The organism is Arthrobacter sp. R4 (genome assembly GCF_051365025.1).
Lineage (GTDB): Bacteria > Actinomycetota > Actinomycetes > Actinomycetales > Micrococcaceae > Arthrobacter.
The window spans coordinates 14,424-33,171 of record NZ_JBLWIJ010000037.1 but is presented as its reverse complement, the minus strand read 5'-3'; the positions used below and the strand labels follow the sequence as shown (position 1 = coordinate 33,171).

At 63.2% G+C, this 18,748-nt stretch carries 19 protein-coding genes; 11 read left to right on the top strand and 8 right to left on the bottom strand.

The window, feature by feature from the left end:
• Positions 1 to 95 precede the first annotated feature (95 nt).
• From ACLKOZ_RS20165 to ACLKOZ_RS20145, 5 genes are all read right to left on the bottom strand, one after another.
• Positions 96 to 326 (bottom strand): hypothetical protein, encoded by a 231-nt coding sequence (locus tag ACLKOZ_RS20165; RefSeq protein WP_155854532.1) that lies wholly within the window; start codon positions 324 to 326, stop codon positions 96 to 98.
• Positions 327 to 394: 68 nt separating this feature from the next.
• Entirely contained in the window at positions 395 to 1,858 is a 1,464-nt protein-coding gene (locus ACLKOZ_RS20160) for a MinD/ParA family ATP-binding protein (protein ID WP_436477764.1), read from the bottom strand.
• Between the two features lie 6 nt (positions 1,859 to 1,864).
• Complete coding sequence (locus ACLKOZ_RS20155; RefSeq protein ID WP_436477762.1) at positions 1,865 to 2,380, bottom strand: hypothetical protein; 516 nt, start codon at positions 2,378 to 2,380, stop codon at positions 1,865 to 1,867.
• Positions 2,377 to 3,459, bottom strand: a complete 1,083-nt coding sequence (locus ACLKOZ_RS20150) for a CHAP domain-containing protein (RefSeq protein WP_436477760.1) — start codon at positions 3,457 to 3,459, stop codon at positions 2,377 to 2,379. Before ACLKOZ_RS20150 ends, ACLKOZ_RS20155 begins: the two co-directional genes overlap by 4 nt.
• 36 nt (positions 3,460 to 3,495) lie before the next feature.
• Entirely contained in the window at positions 3,496 to 3,768 is a 273-nt protein-coding gene (locus tag ACLKOZ_RS20145; RefSeq protein WP_011689726.1) for a helix-turn-helix domain-containing protein, read from the bottom strand.
• Positions 3,769 to 3,935: 167 nt separating this feature from the next.
• On the opposite strand from ACLKOZ_RS20145, the gene ACLKOZ_RS20140 reads away from it, so the two are divergent.
• The 8 genes from ACLKOZ_RS20140 to ACLKOZ_RS20105 are packed head-to-tail and all read left to right on the top strand — an operon-like array spanning position 3,936 to position 12,178.
• Positions 3,936 to 4,529 carry a DUF6668 family protein gene (locus ACLKOZ_RS20140; protein ID WP_436477758.1) on the top strand — a complete coding sequence of 198 codons (594 nt, stop codon included), beginning with the start codon at positions 3,936 to 3,938 and terminating at the stop codon, positions 4,527 to 4,529.
• Between the two features lie 13 nt (positions 4,530 to 4,542).
• Positions 4,543 to 4,830 carry a hypothetical protein gene (locus ACLKOZ_RS20135; RefSeq protein ID WP_009358107.1) on the top strand — a complete coding sequence of 96 codons (288 nt, stop codon included), beginning with the start codon at positions 4,543 to 4,545 and terminating at the stop codon, positions 4,828 to 4,830.
• Between the two features lie 11 nt (positions 4,831 to 4,841).
• Positions 4,842 to 5,567 carry a hypothetical protein gene (locus tag ACLKOZ_RS20130; protein WP_436477756.1) on the top strand — a complete coding sequence of 242 codons (726 nt, stop codon included), beginning with the start codon at positions 4,842 to 4,844 and terminating at the stop codon, positions 5,565 to 5,567.
• Complete coding sequence (locus ACLKOZ_RS20125; RefSeq protein ID WP_436477754.1) at positions 5,567 to 6,874, top strand: hypothetical protein; 1,308 nt, start codon at positions 5,567 to 5,569, stop codon at positions 6,872 to 6,874. Before ACLKOZ_RS20130 ends, ACLKOZ_RS20125 begins: the two co-directional genes overlap by 1 nt.
• A 1-nt stretch (position 6,875) precedes the next feature.
• A complete protein-coding gene (locus ACLKOZ_RS20120) occupies positions 6,876 to 8,387 on the top strand; it encodes an SCO6880 family protein (protein WP_436477818.1) in 1,512 nt (503 codons plus the stop codon).
• The gene (locus tag ACLKOZ_RS20115) at positions 8,387 to 9,991 is read left to right on the top strand and encodes an ATP/GTP-binding protein (protein ID WP_436477752.1); all 1,605 of its coding nucleotides are present in this window, start codon (positions 8,387 to 8,389) and stop codon (positions 9,989 to 9,991) included. The genes ACLKOZ_RS20120 and ACLKOZ_RS20115 overlap by 1 nt, the downstream gene beginning before the upstream one ends.
• Complete coding sequence (locus ACLKOZ_RS20110; RefSeq protein WP_436477750.1) at positions 9,991 to 11,760, top strand: type IV secretory system conjugative DNA transfer family protein; 1,770 nt, start codon at positions 9,991 to 9,993, stop codon at positions 11,758 to 11,760. The genes ACLKOZ_RS20115 and ACLKOZ_RS20110 overlap by 1 nt, the downstream gene beginning before the upstream one ends.
• Positions 11,753 to 12,178, top strand: a complete 426-nt coding sequence (locus ACLKOZ_RS20105; RefSeq protein WP_436477748.1) for a DUF4913 domain-containing protein — start codon at positions 11,753 to 11,755, stop codon at positions 12,176 to 12,178. The genes ACLKOZ_RS20110 and ACLKOZ_RS20105 overlap by 8 nt, the downstream gene beginning before the upstream one ends.
• Before the next feature lie 249 nt (positions 12,179 to 12,427).
• Here ACLKOZ_RS20105 and ACLKOZ_RS20100 read toward each other — a convergent pair whose 3' ends face one another.
• Together ACLKOZ_RS20100 and ACLKOZ_RS20095 are read right to left on the bottom strand one after the other, a co-directional pair.
• Entirely contained in the window at positions 12,428 to 13,174 is a 747-nt protein-coding gene (locus ACLKOZ_RS20100; protein WP_436477746.1) for a hypothetical protein, read from the bottom strand.
• Entirely contained in the window at positions 13,164 to 13,829 is a 666-nt protein-coding gene (locus tag ACLKOZ_RS20095; protein WP_436477744.1) for a helix-turn-helix domain-containing protein, read from the bottom strand. Before ACLKOZ_RS20095 ends, ACLKOZ_RS20100 begins: the two co-directional genes overlap by 11 nt.
• A 31-nt stretch (positions 13,830 to 13,860) precedes the next feature.
• On the opposite strand from ACLKOZ_RS20095, the gene ACLKOZ_RS20090 reads away from it, so the two are divergent.
• A complete protein-coding gene (locus ACLKOZ_RS20090) occupies positions 13,861 to 13,989 on the top strand; it encodes a hypothetical protein (protein WP_436477742.1) in 129 nt (42 codons plus the stop codon).
• A gap of 372 nt (positions 13,990 to 14,361) precedes the next feature.
• On the opposite strand, the gene ACLKOZ_RS20085 is transcribed toward ACLKOZ_RS20090, so the two are convergent.
• A complete protein-coding gene (locus tag ACLKOZ_RS20085; RefSeq protein WP_436477740.1) occupies positions 14,362 to 15,840 on the bottom strand; it encodes a PucR family transcriptional regulator in 1,479 nt (492 codons plus the stop codon).
• A 211-nt stretch (positions 15,841 to 16,051) separates the two neighbouring features.
• On the opposite strand from ACLKOZ_RS20085, the gene ACLKOZ_RS20080 reads away from it, so the two are divergent.
• Both ACLKOZ_RS20080 and ACLKOZ_RS20075 read left to right on the top strand, forming a co-directional pair.
• Positions 16,052 to 17,182, top strand: a complete 1,131-nt coding sequence (locus tag ACLKOZ_RS20080; RefSeq protein ID WP_436477738.1) for a DUF917 domain-containing protein — start codon at positions 16,052 to 16,054, stop codon at positions 17,180 to 17,182.
• On the top strand, positions 17,179 to 18,744 hold the full coding sequence (locus ACLKOZ_RS20075; protein WP_436477736.1) for a hydantoinase/oxoprolinase N-terminal domain-containing protein: 1,566 nt from the start codon (positions 17,179 to 17,181) through the stop codon (positions 18,742 to 18,744). The genes ACLKOZ_RS20080 and ACLKOZ_RS20075 overlap by 4 nt, the downstream gene beginning before the upstream one ends.
• Positions 18,745 to 18,748 lie beyond the last annotated feature (4 nt).

Sequence of the window (18,748 nt, the reverse complement as noted above, 5' to 3'; positions counted from 1 at the left end):
CGTGGGTGTTGTAAAAGTTCAGATCGTGTCCCGCCAAGAACTGGATCTGGACTTAATGCTTCCGAGAAGGCCCGCCTAGTGCGGGCCTTCCTCTTTTAAGAGGCGATACGGCCGATAGGCAGTTCCTCCTGGCCGCTAACGAATGTCATGTCGATAGCGGCGAGCTTTTCAGCAACGGCATGTGCGATGAACTCACTAGCCGACTGCCCTTGGTGATCTGCAACAGCGAACAGCTTTTCTGCATCTGCAACGGGGAGCCGGGTAGTCAGAACATGACGGTCCCCTTTAGAAGGGCGTCCTCCGCGTGCGCGTTTCTGAATTGCCATGCCCCTCACGTTAGTTTCTGAAACGCTGTGGGCTGGACATAAAGTACGGCGTGTCGGCTTCATCTCTTCTAGAAGCCTTTTGCGACGGCGGCGGCTGCGGCTAGCCAGGCTCGTTGGGTGGCAGGCTGGAGGGCGTCGTAGCGGATGGGTCCGTTGACCAGGGCGGGGTCGTAGGGGATCCGGACCACTGCTCGTACATGCGGGGCGAAGCCGTCAGCGATCCGCCGGGCCTCGTCCTTGGCGCGCTTGAGCCCATCACCGCTCATGCTGCGCTTGGCGTCGGTGGACTCGGACACGATGACGACGGCGTTACGGGCCAGTTCGGCGTCGTGGCCGCCCCGGGATTCCAGGGTTTGGAGGGTCAGCCGTGCGGCTTCGGCGCGGTCTTCGATGGCTGTCACGGGGACCACGAGCTGGTTGGTGTGGTGGATCATTCGCCGCCAGTTGGCGGCGCGGGCCGTGTTTCCGGAGTCCATGACGATGAGCCTGTAGTAGCGGGTGAGTACCTGGTGGGCGATGTCCACCTCCTCTGCGGTCACTTCGTGGTCGCCCTCCTCGTTTTCGTCCGAGCGCAGGACGTCGAACTTGTCGGAGGTCTGGTGGTGGACGAACTGGGCGATCTCGGCTGCTTGGGCGCTGGGGGAGAGCAGCGCCTGGGATGAGTCGATGAGATCCAGGACGCTGTTGTTATGGCCGCCCTTTTCGGTGCGCCAGCCGAGCGTGCCCTGTGATTCGTTGTTGTCCCACGCGACCGTCGCTGCGCCGCTGTAGCGGGCCAGGATCGCGCTGAGCATGACGACGGTGGGGGTCTTGTTCGCTCCGCCCTTGCGGTTGACGACAGCTACGGTGCGGGGGCCGGGCCAGTGCTGGCTCACTGTGCGGATGTCTTCGCGTTCGGCCAGCTCTTCAGGCGAGGGGTCCATGCGGAAGCCGAGGCGGCTGAGAGCGCCGCGCCAGCCGCGCGTGGCCGGCTGGAGGACGGGTGCGCTGATGAGGAATGAGGTGTCTTTGAGGCTGCGCCGGGTGCCAGACTCCGCTGCGGCTGCTGTGGCGGCCGGTGCGGGTCCTTGGGCGGCCGCGTGTGTAACAGCTGCACCGAAGGTCACCGATGCATCGTCGGCAGGATGCGCCGGCACTTCTTCGGCCGGAGAGGCATCCGGAACCGAAGCTGGCGTAGGAGCGGGGGCGGCCGTAGTCGTGGCCTTGGCCGTTTTGGGCGAAGGGGCAGCCGTAACGGACAGGGTGTCCTGCTCCCGCTTCGGGGTGGGCTTGATCGGTGCGGCCTCGCTGACGACACCTTCGGGGGAGACGATGATCAGGCCCTGCCCGTCCGGATCGGTGGTGCTGACGCGGACGGGTCTACCGAGCTGAGCAGCGGTTTCAGAGATGAGGCGTAGCGCCTCGCCAAGGACGGCGGCTTCGTCGGCGGCCTCGATCGCGTGGGAGGTTCCGTTGATGGTGACTTCGCCGGTTCCGTTGGTGCGTAGAACGGCGTTGATCTTGGGGAAGTCGAGTGCTTGAGTTTCCATCATCTGTCCTTACTTTGTGCCGTTCGGGGGTGTGAAGCGGTTGACCTGCCAGGGTTTGTCGGCTGCGCTGCGGAGCAGCTGCACGTCGTAGTCGCCGGCATCGGTGGGAAAGACGACATGGCAGCCGAAACCGTTGTTCTGATCGATCCTGAGCTGGCCCGCTCCGGTGATTCTGGTGACGGGGATGTTGGCCGGGTCAACGTATTGGTAATCAGCGGTTGCTTGGGGGGTCAGGAGCTGGCCGAGTTCCTGGATCCATTGCTTGTCGGTGACCGTGGGACGGGCATACAGCGTCATGGCGTTGGTCGCGGTTTCCAGCGCGGCTGTTTTGCTTGCTTCGTCCCAGGCGATGCCCAGGGTGGCCGGTGCTGTGCCGCCGGGTGCTTGGGGCTTGCCACCCGCGCTGAGCGTGGCTGGGCTGGCGGCGGAAGCACTGGGCGATGGTTCCGCGGGTGCTGAGCTGGATACCGGCGCGCAGGCCGTGCACACGAGCAGGGCCGCGAGGGCTGTCAGGGCGCGTTTCATGGTTCCTCCGGTGAGTCGCTGCCGGGCAGGTAGAGAAAGGCGCTGGGAGTGCTGTTCTCTACGGTGCGGGTGTAGTAGGTGTGGTCATTCGGGGCGGGGTTGCCGTTGTAGCCCTCTTCCAGGAAGCTGCCGTCACCGTTGACGGCTTTGACGACGGCGACGTGGCCGTAGGTGCCGTCGGCGCCCCCGGTGCCGGGGGAGTACCAGACAACCGCCCCGACACGGGGTGTTCCACCGGTGGGCCAGCCCTTGGCGTCCCAGCCGTCTTTCCAGGTAAGGGCCGAGCCGAGCACGGCACCGTCAGGACGGAAGGTGCCGTTCAGGACCTTGTAGGGGGCGGTGGTGCTGCCCAGCTGCTGGTTGACACGCCAGAGGGCGAAGTCCACGCATTCGCGGTTGTACATGCCCAGCGGGGAGGGCTCGTAGATCTTGGCTGTGCCCCAGGGCAGGTCATCGTCTTTGCCGGATTGGCCGGGGATCCCGCAGGAGCTTTCCCCGCCGGCATCGGTGATCTGAACGTCGGCCAGGGCGGCGACGACCTCGACGGCGGCCGCCCAGTAGGACTGGTAGTGGAACGGGTCGGCGTTGCGCTGGACCCTGTGCGCGGCCGTGGTGGGTTCGAGCTGTTCCCACCCGCTGACCTTCTGCAGGGCGGTGAAGAAGTTCGTGGCTGAAGTCGTGGGGTTCATGCGGTCCGCGTAGGACCCCCACGCGCCGTTGTCGCGCTGTTGAAACAGTCCCCGGGAGTCAGGGCCTGGGCCGTCGCCGTAGTCCAAGACACGCAGCCCGGATTCGCCCATGGCCGTCATGACACCGATCGTCTGCCCCCGGGCAGACAGGCCGAGGGCTTTGCCTGCGTTGATGACCAGAGCCGCGTTCTTCAGCTGTTCGCCCTCGTAGCCGGCGACAGCGACCTTAGGCAGCTGGCTTGCGTCAACGCTGACGCTGGACCCGGTCGGTGAGCAGACATCGGCAGCGGCCTGGGAGCCCCCACCGAACAGGATGATGGACAGTACCAAGCCGACCGGTGCAAGGACGGCGCCGGCGACCAGCGCAGGCGCGCTCGTTCGTGATTGCATGTGTCCCCCTCACATCTGCTCGTCGGCTTTTTCGCCTTAGGGCTGGTCCTCGTCGTTCACTTCTGGTGTCTGGCCCTTCCTGAGCGTGTTCCGGTTCTCCCAGACCCAGTCCTTGACTTGATCTCTGGCGATCAACCATGTCTTCTCGACTTGGTAAGCAGGAATCACTCCGGTTTGGAGCCAGCGGTAGACGGTGTTCCGGGACAACCCGAAGATCTCCTCGAGGTCCTGAGGCGTAAGACGCTCCGGGTACTTGGCGAAGAGTGCCTCCAGGTACTTGGGGTCCACGCTCAGTCCGTCCCACCGCATAGAGCCATCGTAGACCACAAATTGGTACTGTGATGTACTGGAAGTGACTGAAAGGTACTAAAGCTGTTGTTGGGGGTCACTTTTGGCCTTTCGTGTCGGATGGTACCGATACGATCTTTGCGGACATTAGTAGGGGATGTGAAATGCCGGTCTCAAAGAATCGCTGGGTGACGCTCGGCGCAGAAACTATCGACGAACCCGTTCCTGCTAGCCCGGAAGAGCCGCCTTTCATCCCTACGGGGGCGACCAGGCCGCAGCTGAGTGTTCCGCAGCCGGACCACGCGGACCGGCTTCCCCGAAGGAACGTTGCAGGGAGGGAACCGGGCTTTTGGTGGCTTGGCGTCCACGGCGGCGCGGGCGAAACGTCGCTTGCACGCCTGGACAAGACAACCAAAGCCGCCGAGCATCAGTGGCCTTTGACGGCAGCCGGATCCGTGATCGTCCTGGTTGCCCGGTCCAATATCCCGGGCCTTCGTGCAGCACGGCTGGCTGCAACTGAATGGGCTTCCCGTTCTCTCCCCGGGATCCACGTCGCCGGCCTCGTGGTCATGGCTGACACTCCCGGACGGCTCCCCAAAGAGATCCGCGACTTCGCCCGCGTCGTCGGCGGGGGAGTGCCCCACATGTGGCATTTCCCCTGGGTGGACGCGTGGCGCTACGGCCACGACGTCGCCACCGAGGAACTTCCCAAAGAAGCCCGCACCACCCTTGAACAGGTCCAGATCGCAGTAACTGCCACTGCCGGACTAACCGCCAAGTAGAAAGTAGAAACTCATGTTGTTCTCCAAGGCCATGGAATGGTCAAGCTTTGCCATTACCGAGATACCGAACCCGGGCACCGGTGAAGCGCCTCCCGGCTCTGAAGGATTGCTGACAATCCTCAAATGGGTCGCATGGATCGTCTTCGGCTTGGCAGTCGCGGGCATCCTGATCACAGCCGGAACGATGATGATCAACAACCGACGCGGAGAGGGGGGCGAGCATGCCGGCCGTCTGGCATGGGTCCTCGGCGGGTGCATCCTGGCAGCCTCCGCAGGCGGCGTCGTAGGCGCCCTGGTCTAAGGAGCCGAGCCATGACTGAACCGACAGTGAACGAAGACCAGAATCCGCTGACCAAACCTAAGTTCATCATCTCGGCCGTTGTCGTGGCGATCATTGTCGCGCTCGGGGTAATCCTGGCCCTGGTTCCCAGAGGTGGCGGAACGGCATCCCCTGAACCGGGCACCACCAGCACGAGCACCAGCAGCGGCCAACCTACGTCGGTGTCGGGGGCCAGCGTGTGCGGCCTGCCATCCGGTGACCAGGCCAAGCCGGCCACTACGCCCGCCGAGACCAAATGGGAATTGGTCGGCAAGATCGCCGCACCAACATCGCCCACACAGTTCGGCCCCGGCAAGACCGAAGCCAATGGCCTTCGCTCCTGCTTCGCACACTCACCGACCGGTGCGTTGTATGCAGCGGCAAACATGACTGCGTTGTCCGCAGCTGGAAAAGCTGACCTCGTTTATCAGCAGTTGGCTGTACCAAGCCCGGAGCGAGATGCGGTGCTGAAGTCATCCCCAACAGCCGCCCCAAACTCCGTGACCGCCCAATTGGCCGGCTTCACATTTCGTTCTTACGAGGCTGACCGAGCCGTTATTGATCTTGCATTCAAGGGTGCAAACGGAACCTTCGTCTCCATTCCCGTTCCGCTCCAGTGGTACGAGGGAGACTGGAAGTTCGTTGTGCCGGCTACAGGGGACACAGGTGCGCGACAGCTCAGTGACCTCAGTGGTTACGTTGAGTGGGCCGGTGTCTAATGGCTGACTGCTCCGGGTTGAATGCAATAAATCCCTTTTGCCAGGCAGGGGCGGCCATCGAAGATGTCGCCAATGATGCCGTCAAGAACATGGCGAAAGCTATTGCCGATGCCGTTGGACAAACAGTCCAAACACTCGGGACATTTTGGGTGAACGTGGGAACTCCCGCTCTAACCGCAGCCCCGGGAGGATCTACCGCGAGTGACCCGGTGTTGTTCCTGCAGAACAGTCTCTACTTCTGGACGGCTTCCCTGGCTGTGATGTCTGTCCTCGTGGGTGCAGCCAAGATGACGATTGAGCGCAGGGGTGCACCCTTGCGGGATCTTGTGCGTTCGCTGGCGACCCTAATCGTCGTCTCCGGCGCCGGTGTGGCAGCAGTGGGACTGCTGACAGTCGCGGCAGATCAGTTCTCGGCCTGGATCATCACTAACTCCACGAACGGGACCTCGTTCAACGAAAACATCACAGCCCTATTGGCGCTTTCGGCCACCAGCCCGATCGGGTCGATCATGATCATTCTCCTGGGGCTCATCGCCATTCTGGCCTCCGTCATGCAGATCGTGCTAATGATCATCCGCGGTGGCCTGCTCGTCATCCTGACAGGGATCTTCCCTACGGCTGCCGCTTTCAGCAACACCGAGGCCGGCAAGGGTTGGTTCCAGAAGTGCACAGCATGGCTGATCGCTTTCATCCTCTACAAACCCGCGGCCGCCATTATCTACGCGACGGCCTTCCAGCTCAGCGGCACCAAGATCTTCGGAAACGTTGGTGACGGCAAGGACTTCGGCTCCGCGCTCCTGGCAACGGTCACCGGACTGGCTCTGATGATCATTGCCTTGTTCGCCATGCCAGCCCTCATGCGGTTCGTCACCCCGATGGTTGGCGCTGTCGCTGGCGGCGGTGGCGCTCTGGCAGCAGGGACGGTCGGCGCACTGGCTTCCGGCGCCATCAGCATGGGCAGCGCCGGACGCGGCGGCGGATCATCCACCAGCTCGACGACAACCAGCAGCACCTCGAGCCAAAGCCCCGGATCGCAGGGCCCCTCGGGCACTGGCAGCCAGGGAACGGCAGGAACGTCCGGCACAGCGGGGAAGACAGGTACCCGGAGCGCCGGAGCCACTGGCGCGGCAGCATCTACCGGTACCGGTAGTGCTGCGGCAGGCAGCGGAGCAGCTGCCAGCGGTGGCGCTGTGGCGGCGGGCGCGGGCGGTGTCGCCGTACTGGCAGCACAGAAGGGCATTGAAGCAGGCCAAGCCGCTTCCGGGGCCATCAAAGACATGAGCGAAGAATCCACGGGGGGTGCCTGAAATGGCCGCTATCGAGAACACATACAGGGAACCGACCTACGGCAACTGGCGGCGTCCGCGCAAAGCGGGCATCGGCACCCTTGGTGGACTGGCAACAGCCGGTTTGTTTGTTGGCCTCATCATCACGGTGATCTGTCTCTTTGTCGGCGGCTGGTTCGCCGGGCTCGTTGCTCTGTTCATTCTTGGGCTGGCGCTGGCCGTCATCTCGGTGACCGACAAGCACAACAAGTCTGTAGGGGAGCGGGTCTTCGCCCGGCTGGCGTTCCGCTCAGCACGGCGCAAGAAGGCCAACATCTACCGCTCCGGTCCGTTGGGACTGACGCCTTGGGGCGAGTTCCAGCTGCCGGGAATCTCTGCCGGCTCCAAGCTGTACGAGTTCACCGACTCCTATGGCCGCCCGTTCGCGCTGATCCACCTTCCCTCCACCGCGCACTACACCGTTGTCTTCGGCACCCAGCCCGACGGTGCGTCGCTGGTCGATCCCGAGCAGATCGATGCCTGGGTGGCTAACTGGGGCGGTTGGCTCGCCTCGTTGTCGAATGAACCTGCCGTCGTGGCTGCATCCGTCACGGTCGAAACCGCACCCGATTCCGGGGCACGGCTGCGCCGGGAAGTTGAATCGAACATCCATGACGACGCCCCTGCCATCGCCAAAGCCATGCTCCGGGAGGCCTTGAACACCTACCCGCAGGGATCCGCCACGATCCGCGCATGGGTCGCGCTGACGTTCAGCGCCGCTGCCCGGGCCGGCGGCAAACGACGCACCCCAGAAGAAATCGCAAGGGATCTCGCCTCGAGGCTTCCCAGCCTGACCGAGCGTCTGGAATCGACCGGCGCCGGGGCATGCGCACCGTTGAACGCCCAGGAACTGTGCGAGGTCGTTCGGGTCGCTTACGACCCTGCAGCAGCCCGGCTCATAGACGAAGCCCACTACCAGGGCACACCCGTTGACCTGGACTGGGGCGACGTCGGACCGTCCGCCCATCAATCCAACTGGGACGGCTACCGCCACGATTCCGGGCACTCGGTGTCCTGGACGATGACGGGCGCCCCGCGCGGACACATCCTGGCATCAGCGCTGGGCCGCCTCGTCGCACCGCACGGGGAGATCGACCGCAAGCGCGTCACCTTGCTGTACCGGCCGATCGAAGCCGGCCGCGCGGCCGCCATCGTGGAGTCGGATCAAACCAGCGCATTGACCCGAGCCTCCTCGACCAACCGGCCCACTGCCCGCGCCCTGGTCGATGCGCGCGCTGCGCAGGCCACCGCAGCGGAGGAAGCCAAGGGTGCCGGGCTGGTCAACTTCGGCATGGTGGTCACGGCCACGGTACTGTCCGCCCGGGACCTTGAGGACGCCGTCGCCGTCGTGGAAGGCAACCTCGGCCCGTCGGCACGCCTGTTGTTGCGCCGCGCTTACGGCTCACAGGATTCTGCCTTTGCCGCGTCCCTGCCACTGGGGCTGGTCCTGCCCAAGCACTTGAAGGTTCCCGAAGAGATCCGCGAGGCCATGTGATGTTCGGCAGCAAGACCAAGCACCAGCGCACACCGCCCCCTGCCACGAAGCTCTCCGCCGCAGTTGCCCGCCGCCCCGGCCTGCGGGGCTGGCGCGGCCGCGGACAGGGCGAAGCCGTCTACATCACGGCAGCCGACGAATGGCGCGGAACCTCGGTCCAGGTCTGCGGTCTCTGGCCGTTCGTGGGCGGATCCGGAACCCCGATCCTGGGAGTGCCAATCGGCGTTCACACCGACACCGGAGCGCCCTTCGGCGCCGATCCGATCAGCTGGTTTATGCACGGCATGATCAACAACCCCTCCATGTTCGTCCTCGGCCTGCCGCACTACGGCAAGTCCACCCTGGTCCGGCACATCGTCCTGGGCCTGGCAGGCCGGAGCATCAACCCGTTGATCCTCGGTGACCTGAAGCCGGACTACGTTGACCTGATCGAAGCCCTCGGCGGGCAGGTCATCAGCCTGGGTCCAGGCCGCGGCCACTTGAACGTCCTGGACCCCGGCGAAGCCACGGGAGCAGCCGTAAGGCTGCTCGCCTCGGCCGAGGAACACCGGGCCAAGGCGAACCGGACCACCGACTCCGCCTCGGCCGCGCCGCTGCTCGCTGCCGCGGTAAAGGCGGAGAAGCTGGCCGAACAGCTGTTGGCCGACTCGCACAACCGGCGCTTGAACATGATCACGGCGCTGATCACCATCGTGCGGAACGCCAAGCCCAGCGCCCACGAGGAATCCCTGATTGACCGGGCACTGCACATCCTGGACGAGCGCCTGAACCGCGTTCCCCTGATCGGGGATCTTATCGAGGTCATCAAAGACGCCCCCGACGAGCTGCGGGCGATCGCCCTGGACCGCGGCGATATGAGCCGCTACCTCGACGCGACCGACCAGCTGCGCCAGTCGCTGTACTCCCTCGACGGCTCGGGCCGCTTCTCGGACATGTTCTCCCAACCCACCGACCAGCCGATGGACCTGACCAAACCCGTGGTCTTCGACCTGTCAGGGATCTCCGACACCCAGCGCGACATCCAAGCGGCCTGCCTGCTGGCCTGCTGGTCAACCGGGTTCGCTACCGTCCAGGTCGCTCACACCTTGGCCGACGCCGGCCTCGAACCGCGCCGTAACTACTTCGTCGTCATGGACGAGCTGTGGCGGGCCCTTCGCTCCGGTGAAGGCATGGTCGACCGGGTTGACTCGCTCACCCGCCTAAACCGTACCGAGGGCGTCGGGCAGGCCATGATCACGCACACCATGAGCGACCTCGAAGCCCTGCCCACGGAATCCGAACGGATGAAAGCCCACGGCTTCGTCGAACGCTCCGGCATGGTCGTCTGCGGCGCGCTCCCCGGAGCAGAAATGGAAAAACTCAACAAAGCTGTCACCCTCTCCCGGGCCGAACAAGCCCGCCTCATCTCATGGGCTGACCCGGGGTCATGGACCGACGTCGGCGGATCCCGCAAACGGGTACGCCCGGGCCTGGGCAAGTTCCTCTTCAAAGTCGGCGGCCGCCCCGGGATCCCCGTCGCCCTCAAACTGACCAGCGTTGAGAAGTCACTGCACGACACAAACAAGCGCTGGACGATCAGCAGGAACGGCGAAGGGGAGAACTGATGGGTGCACCAAGCAGCGGCAAACGCTCCCGGATGGATGCCGAAACCATCCTGCTTTGGGTCTTTATCACCGTCGTGGTGCTCGGTGTCGGCTCGGTGGCCGGCGCCGTGCACATGGGGTCAATGCTGTCTGGTGATGGCCAGACGCTGCCCGCGAACCCGTTTGAACTGGTCTTCGGTCTGCTCTCGCAGAAGATCACGTGGCCCGCGGCCGCCACATGGGTACTGATCGGCTTCGGCGTCCTCATCATCCTCGTGGCCGTTCTGGTGGTCCGCGCGGTGCTGCGCCGGCGGTCCAAGCGTTCGCGTGTGGATGCCGCGGCCCAGCACATGGCCAAAGGCCGTGACCTGCGTGCCCTGAGCCTGCGCGGTGCCACGGCCACGGCCGAACGTCTCGGGGTGAAGGGCTCACCCGGCGTCCCCGTCGGCAAGACCGTTCTCGGCGGGCAGATGATCTACGGATCCTGGGAAGACATGCACATCGACATCTGGGGACCCCGCACGGGCAAGACCACCTCCCGGGCCATCCCGGCGATCCTCGCCGCACCGGGAGCTGCGCTGGTGACCTCGAACAAGCGGGACATCGTCGACGGAACACGCGACGTCCGCGCCGCCGAGGGGCCGGTATGGGTCTTCGACCCGCAGTCCGTCGCACTCGAGGAACCTTCTTGGTGGTGGGACCCCCTGTCCTACGTCACCGACGAAGTGAAAGCGGCACGCCTCGCCGACCACTTCGCGGCTGGTTCGCGCGGCCCGGATGCCAAGACGGACGCCTACTTTGATCCCGCCGGCCAGGATCTCCTTGCCGGGCTCCTGCTCGCGGCGGCCCTCGACGGCCAGCCGATCACGCAGGTTCATACCTGGCTGACCCGCCCCGCTGACGACGAAGCGGTGGATATCCTCAAGGCCCACGGCTTCACCCAGACCTCCAACGCCGTCGGCGGCGTCATCAACGCACCCGAGAAACAACGCGGCGGCGTATACGGCACGGCACTGCAAATGGCCTCCTGCCTCACCAACCGCCAAGTGGCCCGCTGGGTGACACCCCAGGGCGAAAACGACCAGCGGCCCCAGTTCGACCCGGCGGAGTTCGTCCGGTCCAAGGGAACGCTGTACAGCCTTTCCAAAGAAGGCAAGGGCACCGCCGGCCCGCTGGTGACGGCGCTGACCGTGGCCACGGTCGAGGCCGCCGAAGAACTCGCCGTCCACTCGCCCGGCGGCCGGTTGGCCACGCCCATGGTCGGTGTTCTGGATGAAGCAGCCAACGTCTGCCGGTGGCGCGAGCTGCCGAACCTCTACAGCCACTACGGCTCCCGGGGCATCGTCCTGATGACCATCCTTCAGTCCTGGTCCCAGGGCGTTGAAGTGTGGGGCCGTGACGGGATGCGCAAGCTCTGGAGCGCTTCCAACATCAAGGTCTACGGTGGCGGTGTCGCCGAAGCCGAGTTCCTGAACGAGCTCGCGCAGCTCGTGGGTGAATACCGGTACTCCAACATGACCAGAAGCCGCTCCAAACAAGGCACGTCCTACAGCCACGACGACGACCGCAAGGAACGCACCCTGGACGTGTCGGACTTGGCCGCGTTCCCTCGTGGCCGAGCCATCATGTTCGCCTCCGGCGCCCCTGCTGCATTGCTGGAAACAGTGCCCTGGATGAGCGGTCCGCAGGCTGAGGCGGTGCGGGCCTCCATCGCCGCACATGACCCCGCTAACAAGCCAGATGCCGTGGCCGGGAGCCGGTGGATCGCTGCGGGTGCCTCTAATGACTGAAGGCCTGGGGGAGTGGGACGACGAACCGGACGGCACTCTTGCTGACGCCACCGAACAGGCCGAGGACGACGCAGACCAGCCCGAGCTGTTCTACCCGAACGTGGCCGAATTCGTCAGCGGCAAGCTGGCCACCAGCTACCGCCGGCAGCTTAACGTCCAGGGCGGTGTGACCTGGTGCCCGCAGTGGTGGAAGCACGCCGAAGCGATCAGCCGCCTCGAAGCTCTCTGGCGAGCCTGGGAATTCCTGCGCCTTGACGGCACCACAGGGATGAGCGTGTGGTGGCGCGACCACGCAGACCACCACATGTCCGTTCTGCTCTCAACAGATGGGCCGTTCAAGGGCTGCACCCCGGACGACGGCCACCGCTCCAAACTCAACCCTCTACCCTGCGAGGAACCGCCCCCCGGGCTCTTCTAAGCCGGCTGTTGTTAGCGGACGCTCGAGGTGACCACGCGGGCTGTCCATAGTTGGGGTCAATCCGGGTTATCCACGGCTGAAGAATTGGGAGCCATCGGGAAAGCTCCCTCAGCAGCAGTAGCGGTGGATAACCCATCAGGATTGTCCCCGGCTGTGGGCAGCGGAACTGTGCATGTTCACGGAGGTGATGCAGCTCATGTGTGCGGACAGTCGGGCCGGACTCACCGGAGCAGAACATCTTGCAGCAGGTTAGGAGGGGCTGGCACCAGGATCCCGGGCCAGCGACATGCGAAGACGCTCTACCCCGTCCGCCCCCTCGGGAACAAGGTCCAAAAGGGTGGGATCAAGCGCCAGATGCCCGAGCATGTTCGCCAGATGGTTCCGTTCGGCTGGCTGATACTCTGGGTTCCTCAGGTCTGAGGCGCGCACGACGGCGGCCAGAGTCAGGAAGTCCGTGAAGTGCCGCTCCCGGCCTTTGTCGTTAACGATCACCAACGCAGCAGCCTTTCCGATCAAACAGCTCAGCAGTGAGGGCCTATTGACCTTGCCGGAGGACTGGCCGGCCGTCACCTCGACAGTCTCTGCCCGGTCGAGCGCCTGTTGCGTTGCAGGAGCTTCGATAGTGCTTCCCCCCGTCGCCCCCTTGAGCTTGTCGGAGTGTTCCCCAAGGTGCCGTGGGATGAGGACGTCCAGCTGTGCCTGTCCCCGTACCCACCGGTGCTGCTGCCCTTTGAAGGTCTCCCCGTCCGACTGGAAGCCTAGCTTTAGGAGAAGGTCGGTGAACTTGTAGAGCATTTTCGAATCGGCCCGGATGTCCAGGGCAACATCGGCGTCCTTGGTGGCTCGGACGATGGGGGCCCCTCGTTCAACGGCGTGCAGGTAGACAGATTGGCCGCCGATCATTACCCAGCCTGTGGGCATGGCCTCGTGGATCTCGAAGACGGCCTGCCACGCCTCCTCCTGTTCGGCAAGCATTGCGGGTAGCTCAACCGGCATGGAGGACGCTCCTCACGATGAGATCGCGTGCCGCCTGCCGTTCACGGACTCCGGCGCGCTCGGCAAGGTCCGCAGCAATGAACAGGGCAGGAAGACTATGGGGGAGATGCTCGGCAACGTGGAGCAACACGTTGGACCGCTGGCCTGGTCGAGCTTTGACGAGGAACCACTCACGAACTAGGGAGTCCAGGTCTTCACGGTTCACGTACCCTTCGATCTCCGAGTTGGACAGCAGCCCGGAGTCAGGATGAGAAACCCCTGAAAGGCGGATCCGCGGGTCGTCCCGGAGATCGGCAAGGTCTGCCGGGCTCACCGAGTACTCCGCCTTGTCGGCACGGCGGGCAAGCAGCGAGCAGAGTTTCGCGGCCGGGTCGGGCGCCTGCCGCAGGGAGGCAAGGTGTTCGCGGAGGCGGGAGCGCTCCATCGGGTGCGCGTCGGGGATCTGATCGCCCGAGGAGTAGAGCGCCAAGCGCCATGCGTTCACCGCGGACAGCGGCCGGCCCATACGGGGCTGGTACTTGGCTGCTTCAGCTTCGTCGATCACCCATTGGTTGCCGACCCGTTCTCCTTTGATTACCCCGTGCGCGACCAGAATGCGTGCACGGTTCGGGGAAACGCCCAACCGTTCGGAGAGCTGCGAAATATTCAGTGCCATCACACTACTGTAGTGAGTCCACAACGGAAGTGTGAAGGCCCCCGATCCCGTCTCCGTCCTCGCCGGAATACTTGTCGTCGTCGCCGTGCTGGTGGTGATGATCATGATGATGACGGTGACGGCGGGTACAGCTCGTTCACAGCAGTTCCGGGCTAACTGAGACAGAAGCCGCTACCTTCGCAAAGTCCTCTGCACAATTTTCGCCTGGCTGTCGGCGTGTGCCATCAGTTCTGGAAGCCCCGGTCAAACTAAAGGACGGGGCTTCGCCGGCCTGGGGCCGGTGTTAATCGGTCAGGCGCGCTAATGGACCACGTTGGCCAATAGCTTTGTGGCTGAATGGCTTTCTGTCAGGTTGGAATCTGAGACCAAGTCATCACGGCAGTCGAGTAAGTCCGTTTTGAACCCTATCCTGACGCATTGGGCCGACGTTCCTGACGTCCGGTTGGGGTGTAGTTCACTTCTTGTTCGTTCACCTATACCGGATGCCACTCACGGGAAGATACTGGCTACCCCAGATGCGCGGAGACGTCCCCTAGCTTCGGTCGTCCCTTCTTTGTTGCAGGCGGATTCGGCAAGCAAGCTGTACAGCCAGCCGATTGTCGGGGTCGTCTATGTCCATGCGGAGGAGTTCAAGGGCCTTGTCGATGCGGTAGCGGACCGCTTTTGGATGAATGTGGAGCTTTGTTCCAGCCGCGCTAAGCGAGCCGCCGTGATCAAGATAAGCGCTTAGCGTATCGATTGCTGTGGTGGCTTTTGCCTTGGGCAGGGAGTCGAATGGGGCCAGCAAGTCATTGGACAGTCGTTGTCCCGCCCATGAGTCGGCGAGGGCAGTCAGTGCACGATTCAAGCCCGATTCATCGAACGCAGTAATGCCCCCATGGCGACCGCGAGCCTTGGATCCAGCGGCCGCTGATCGAGCTTCAAGCGCCGATTGCCGCATGCCTGTTACACCACGCTGCACTGTGCCTAGTCCGCAAAGGAGCTCAATTTCAGGCCTTTTGGATGTTGCCAGGGCGAGGAGACGTTCGAGCATGCCAACCATGTTGGCAGATGCAATTGCCCGCGCATCGGGGTCTGAACGGAGAAGGAGGACATCGTTGCCGACGCTGCAGACCAGCCATCCGGAAATCTGGCCGACCTCATCCACGAGTACGCGGGCGAGCCAGTTGCGTGTTGCCTGGAGCGTGACTGGGTCTGAGTCAGTAGGCGGTGACAGTCTGAAGACCGCCGCGCAGTGTGCGCCGTCTATCGGGATTCCAAGTCCCCGGGCCCGTTCGGCAACTGAGGAGATGCCGTTGTTGTCAGTCACGAGCAGCTCTGTTATCACTTCCTGTCGTGCCCGGCGGGGCCCTTCCCTTCGGTGAAACTCTTCCTCCCTCACCCCGGACAGATACGAGGCCAACGCAGGTATAACGAAGGCCGCGACGTCGCTGAAATCGTGGATTGTCACCCATTCCACGGCGCGCCCGCTGACTAGGATGGGTGCTGACTTTCCCACAGCCTCGGGCGGAAACGAGGAGAGGGTGATCTGCATCCCGAGTTCCGCGCTCAGGACTGTGATCATCTCATCGGGCAGGGATTGATCATGCTCACTGAGGATTCTGAGTGCGGACAGCGTCCGCGCGACAGTGTCCGCAGGGTCTCCTCGGATGACGGAGTCGACGTGGACCAGGAGGTTGGCCTCGGTAACTTCGGGATCGCTGCCCAAGACCGTCACACCGTTTCGATCTGCGAGGAGCTTGGTCGTTGCAGGGAGGGCTGCGAGCCCTGCAAGCACGACGACGACGTCCGGTTTGTCCGCCACAATGCGCACAGCAACGTCGAGTTGATAGGACGCCGCGCGCTCGATTGCCTCCCGAGCGACCACGACAACCGTGTGTGCAGGTACTGAAGCTAAATCCGGCAGGGCAGCCACCAAGGCAACTGCACGGACATCTACGTCCGCCTTGCCGGCCAGCAACCAGACCTTCGGCCCTCTGGCCCGCTCAATCAGTCGAGAAAGTACATCCATAGGCAGGACACTACTGAGTAAATTTTCCTTTTGGGATAGATTCTTCTGTTTTTCTTCTTCCTCAGGCTATTACTGCATGATCCACGTCACGAGACCATGGTTGTACGAACTACCCCTCAGTGCGATCACTGAGAACCAGCAGTCCATGCATCGTCCGGTAGGGCCGGCAATTCCGAGGCCGCCCGATTCCGCTCTAATGAGAAGAGAACCAGTGGTACCCGTCAAGCAAGCCAGGGCAGTACATCTCACCGCCGAGGAGGTCGCCCTACCCGAGAAGATCCGATGCATCAGCGCAGACGACCTCGCTGCGCTAGCAATCGGCTGCGCCATTTACGGCACCGGAGGTGGCGGCCAGACCCAGTCGGCTGTGTTGTTCGCCGGCCGGGCCATCCGCGACAACGGCCCCGTCCGCTTGGTTAGCTTCGATGAGTTGGATCCGGAGGGTTTGGTGATGCCGCTGGGCGGTATCGGCGCACCTACAGTTTCCGAGGAGTTGCTGCATAGCCGCGGGCAGGCTCAAGCACTTGTGGAAGCTTTGGAGCGCCGTACCGGACGGAAAGTCGTCGCAATCATGCCCACCGAGATTGGCGGTTCCAACGGCGTTGAACCTGTGGCATGGGCGGCTGAATTGGGTCTGCCAATAGTTGATGCAGACGGCATAGGCCGCGCCTTTCCGGAGATCCAGATGGTGTCGATGAATGTCGCTGGTCTTGAACCTACGCTGGCTGCTGTTTCCGACGTCCTGGGCAATGTTGTGCTCATCGATCCAATCAGTGCCAAGTGGACTGAGAACATCGCGCGAGCCGTAACAGTGGCGGTGGGAGCAACTGCACTGCTCACGATTTATGTGTACCCGGCTTCTGTCTTGAAACCGGCGACTGTTCTCGGCTCGATCTCACGGTCACTGGCTGTCGGCCGCGCCATTCTTGGCTCGCCGACCCCGATTGCCACTGCATGTGAACTTCTCGATGCGACGATCCTCCTTGCTGGAAAGATCATCGATATCGAACGGTCCACGGCCGGTGGTTTTGTCACTGGCAGCGTGGTGGTTGCAGGCCTCGGCGAGCACGCAGGCCGCATGCTCCGCATCGAAATCCAGAACGAGAATTTGATCGCCTTTGAAGACGGTGTCCCTGTTGCGATGGCTCCCGATCTGATCAGTGTGATCGACTCACACACCGGGCATGCAATTGCCACCGAAAACCTGCGCTTCGGCCAGAGAGTTACAGGAATTTCGTGGGGCTGCGATCCGCTGTGGCTCACCGACACCGGCCTCCAGGTCGCAGGTCCCCGCGCCTTTGGTTACCCGTTCGATTACTCAGTTCCGGAGGTACAGGCATGAGTGCTGCGCATGGTTCCTACAAAGTCGGCATCGACGTTGGTGGCACAAACACTGATGCAGTGGTCCTCGACCAGAACAACAACGTCCTGACTGCTATCAAGCGTGCCACGAGCGAAGATGTCATTGAGGGGATCCGCGCCGCTCTCTCTGCTGCTCTGGATTCCGTTGATGACCCTCGTCTGGTCGGGCGCGTCATGCTCGGAACCACCGCTGCCACTAACGCCATTGTCGAGCGACGGAACCTGGGGCGTACTGCCGTCATCCGCCTTGGAAGCCCAGCTGGCGATGTGGTTCCACCAATGGAGGGGTGGCCACTTGAGCTCCGTGACGCCGTTTCTGCCGGCGTGCTGATGACCAGTGGTGGGCATTTTGTTAACGGGGCCGAAATCATGCCGCTTGATGAGGAGGCCGTAGAGGATTTCCTACAGGAAGTCCAAGGGCAAGCGGACGCGGTAGCTATCACCGGAATCTTCAGTCCCATGAACACTGAGCATGAACAGCGTGTAGCAAAAATTGTCGAGCGGTTTCTGGGGCCGGAAGTTCCGGTGTCGTTGAGCTCTGAAGTTGGTCAGGTCGGCCTGTTGGACCGTGAGAATGCCACCATACTGAACGCAGCCCTTAGCGATGTGATTGGGATCGTGACAGCAGCTCTCACCTCAGGTATTGCAGAACGCGGCATCGCGCCTGAGCTATACATCGCCCAAAACGACGGCACTCTCATGACGGTCGATTTCGCCGCCCGGTTCCCTGTTTTCACTATCGGCTCCGGCCCCGCGAATTCAATTCGCGGCGCTGCCTTCCTGTCAGGGCTTGCCGATGCCATCGTCGCCGACGTGGGTGGAACGACAACTGACTTTGGCTGTATCGCCGGCGGCTTCCCGAGAGAATCCAGTTCAGCGTCGGTAATTGGCGGTGTACGCACCAACTTCAGAATGCCGGATGTGCTAAGCATCGCCATCGGCGGCGGCAGCATCATTGATGGTCCAGTCCCAGTGCCGACCATCGGCCCTCAGTCAGTCGGACACACCATTGGACAGCATGCCCTCGTCTTCGGCGGCATGACCCCAACGCTCACAGACGCAGCCGTCCACGTCGGCCGCAGCACACTCGGCACTCACCGGATCCCCAATGCCCAGGGTGCACGGCTGGCAGCGGCACTGGAACTCAGTGCGGCAGAAATTGCAGAAGCAGTCGATGCCATGCAATCCGGCAAAGGCTCCTCACCTTTGGTCGCTGTGGGCGGAGGCTCATTTTTGATCCCCGATGATCTGCCCGGAGTATCCCGGGTCGTTCGGCCGCCGTTGGCGCATGTCGCCAACGCCGTCGGCGCCGCCATTGCCCTCGTCAGCGGCCGTGCCGACTCCATCGTCCCAGCCACTCAACGGAACGCATCCATTGAAGGCGTATGCGAATCCGCCAAGCAGCGAGCCATCGCCGCCGGAGCAGATCCTGCTTCGGTTGAAGTCATCGAGGTGCTTGAGATTCCGATGAGTTACCTAACCGAACCGACCATCCACATTCACGTCAAGGCGGCTGGCCCCCTCACCGCCACCGCAAACTAGGAGA

Excerpts from the sequence above, each read along its gene's own strand:
- ACLKOZ_RS20120 (WP_436477818.1), top strand. The coding sequence starts at position 6,876 with ATGGCCGCTATCGAGAACACATACAGGGAACCGACCTACGGCAACTGG.
- ACLKOZ_RS20105 (WP_436477748.1), top strand. The coding sequence starts at position 11,753 with ATGACTGAAGGCCTGGGGGAGTGGGACGACGAACCGGACGGCACTCTT.
- ACLKOZ_RS20150 (WP_436477760.1), bottom strand. The coding sequence starts at position 3,459 with ATGCAATCACGAACGAGCGCGCCTGCGCTGGTCGCCGGCGCCGTCCTT.
- ACLKOZ_RS20075 (WP_436477736.1), top strand. The coding sequence starts at position 17,179 with ATGAGTGCTGCGCATGGTTCCTACAAAGTCGGCATCGACGTTGGTGGC.
- ACLKOZ_RS20160 (WP_436477764.1), bottom strand. The coding sequence starts at position 1,858 with ATGATGGAAACTCAAGCACTCGACTTCCCCAAGATCAACGCCGTTCTA.
- ACLKOZ_RS20130 (WP_436477756.1), top strand. The coding sequence starts at position 4,842 with ATGACTGAACCGACAGTGAACGAAGACCAGAATCCGCTGACCAAACCT.
- ACLKOZ_RS20135 (WP_009358107.1), top strand. The coding sequence starts at position 4,543 with ATGTTGTTCTCCAAGGCCATGGAATGGTCAAGCTTTGCCATTACCGAG.
- ACLKOZ_RS20095 (WP_436477744.1), bottom strand. The coding sequence starts at position 13,829 with ATGGCACTGAATATTTCGCAGCTCTCCGAACGGTTGGGCGTTTCCCCG.
- ACLKOZ_RS20125 (WP_436477754.1), top strand. The coding sequence starts at position 5,567 with ATGGCTGACTGCTCCGGGTTGAATGCAATAAATCCCTTTTGCCAGGCA.
- ACLKOZ_RS20155 (WP_436477762.1), bottom strand. The coding sequence starts at position 2,380 with ATGAAACGCGCCCTGACAGCCCTCGCGGCCCTGCTCGTGTGCACGGCC.
- ACLKOZ_RS20085 (WP_436477740.1), bottom strand. The coding sequence starts at position 15,840 with ATGGATGTACTTTCTCGACTGATTGAGCGGGCCAGAGGGCCGAAGGTC.
- ACLKOZ_RS20115 (WP_436477752.1), top strand. The coding sequence starts at position 8,387 with ATGTTCGGCAGCAAGACCAAGCACCAGCGCACACCGCCCCCTGCCACG.
- ACLKOZ_RS20100 (WP_436477746.1), bottom strand. The coding sequence starts at position 13,174 with ATGCCGGTTGAGCTACCCGCAATGCTTGCCGAACAGGAGGAGGCGTGG.
- ACLKOZ_RS20165 (WP_155854532.1), bottom strand. The coding sequence starts at position 326 with ATGGCAATTCAGAAACGCGCACGCGGAGGACGCCCTTCTAAAGGGGAC.
- ACLKOZ_RS20110 (WP_436477750.1), top strand. The coding sequence starts at position 9,991 with ATGGGTGCACCAAGCAGCGGCAAACGCTCCCGGATGGATGCCGAAACC.
- ACLKOZ_RS20145 (WP_011689726.1), bottom strand. The coding sequence starts at position 3,768 with ATGCGGTGGGACGGACTGAGCGTGGACCCCAAGTACCTGGAGGCACTC.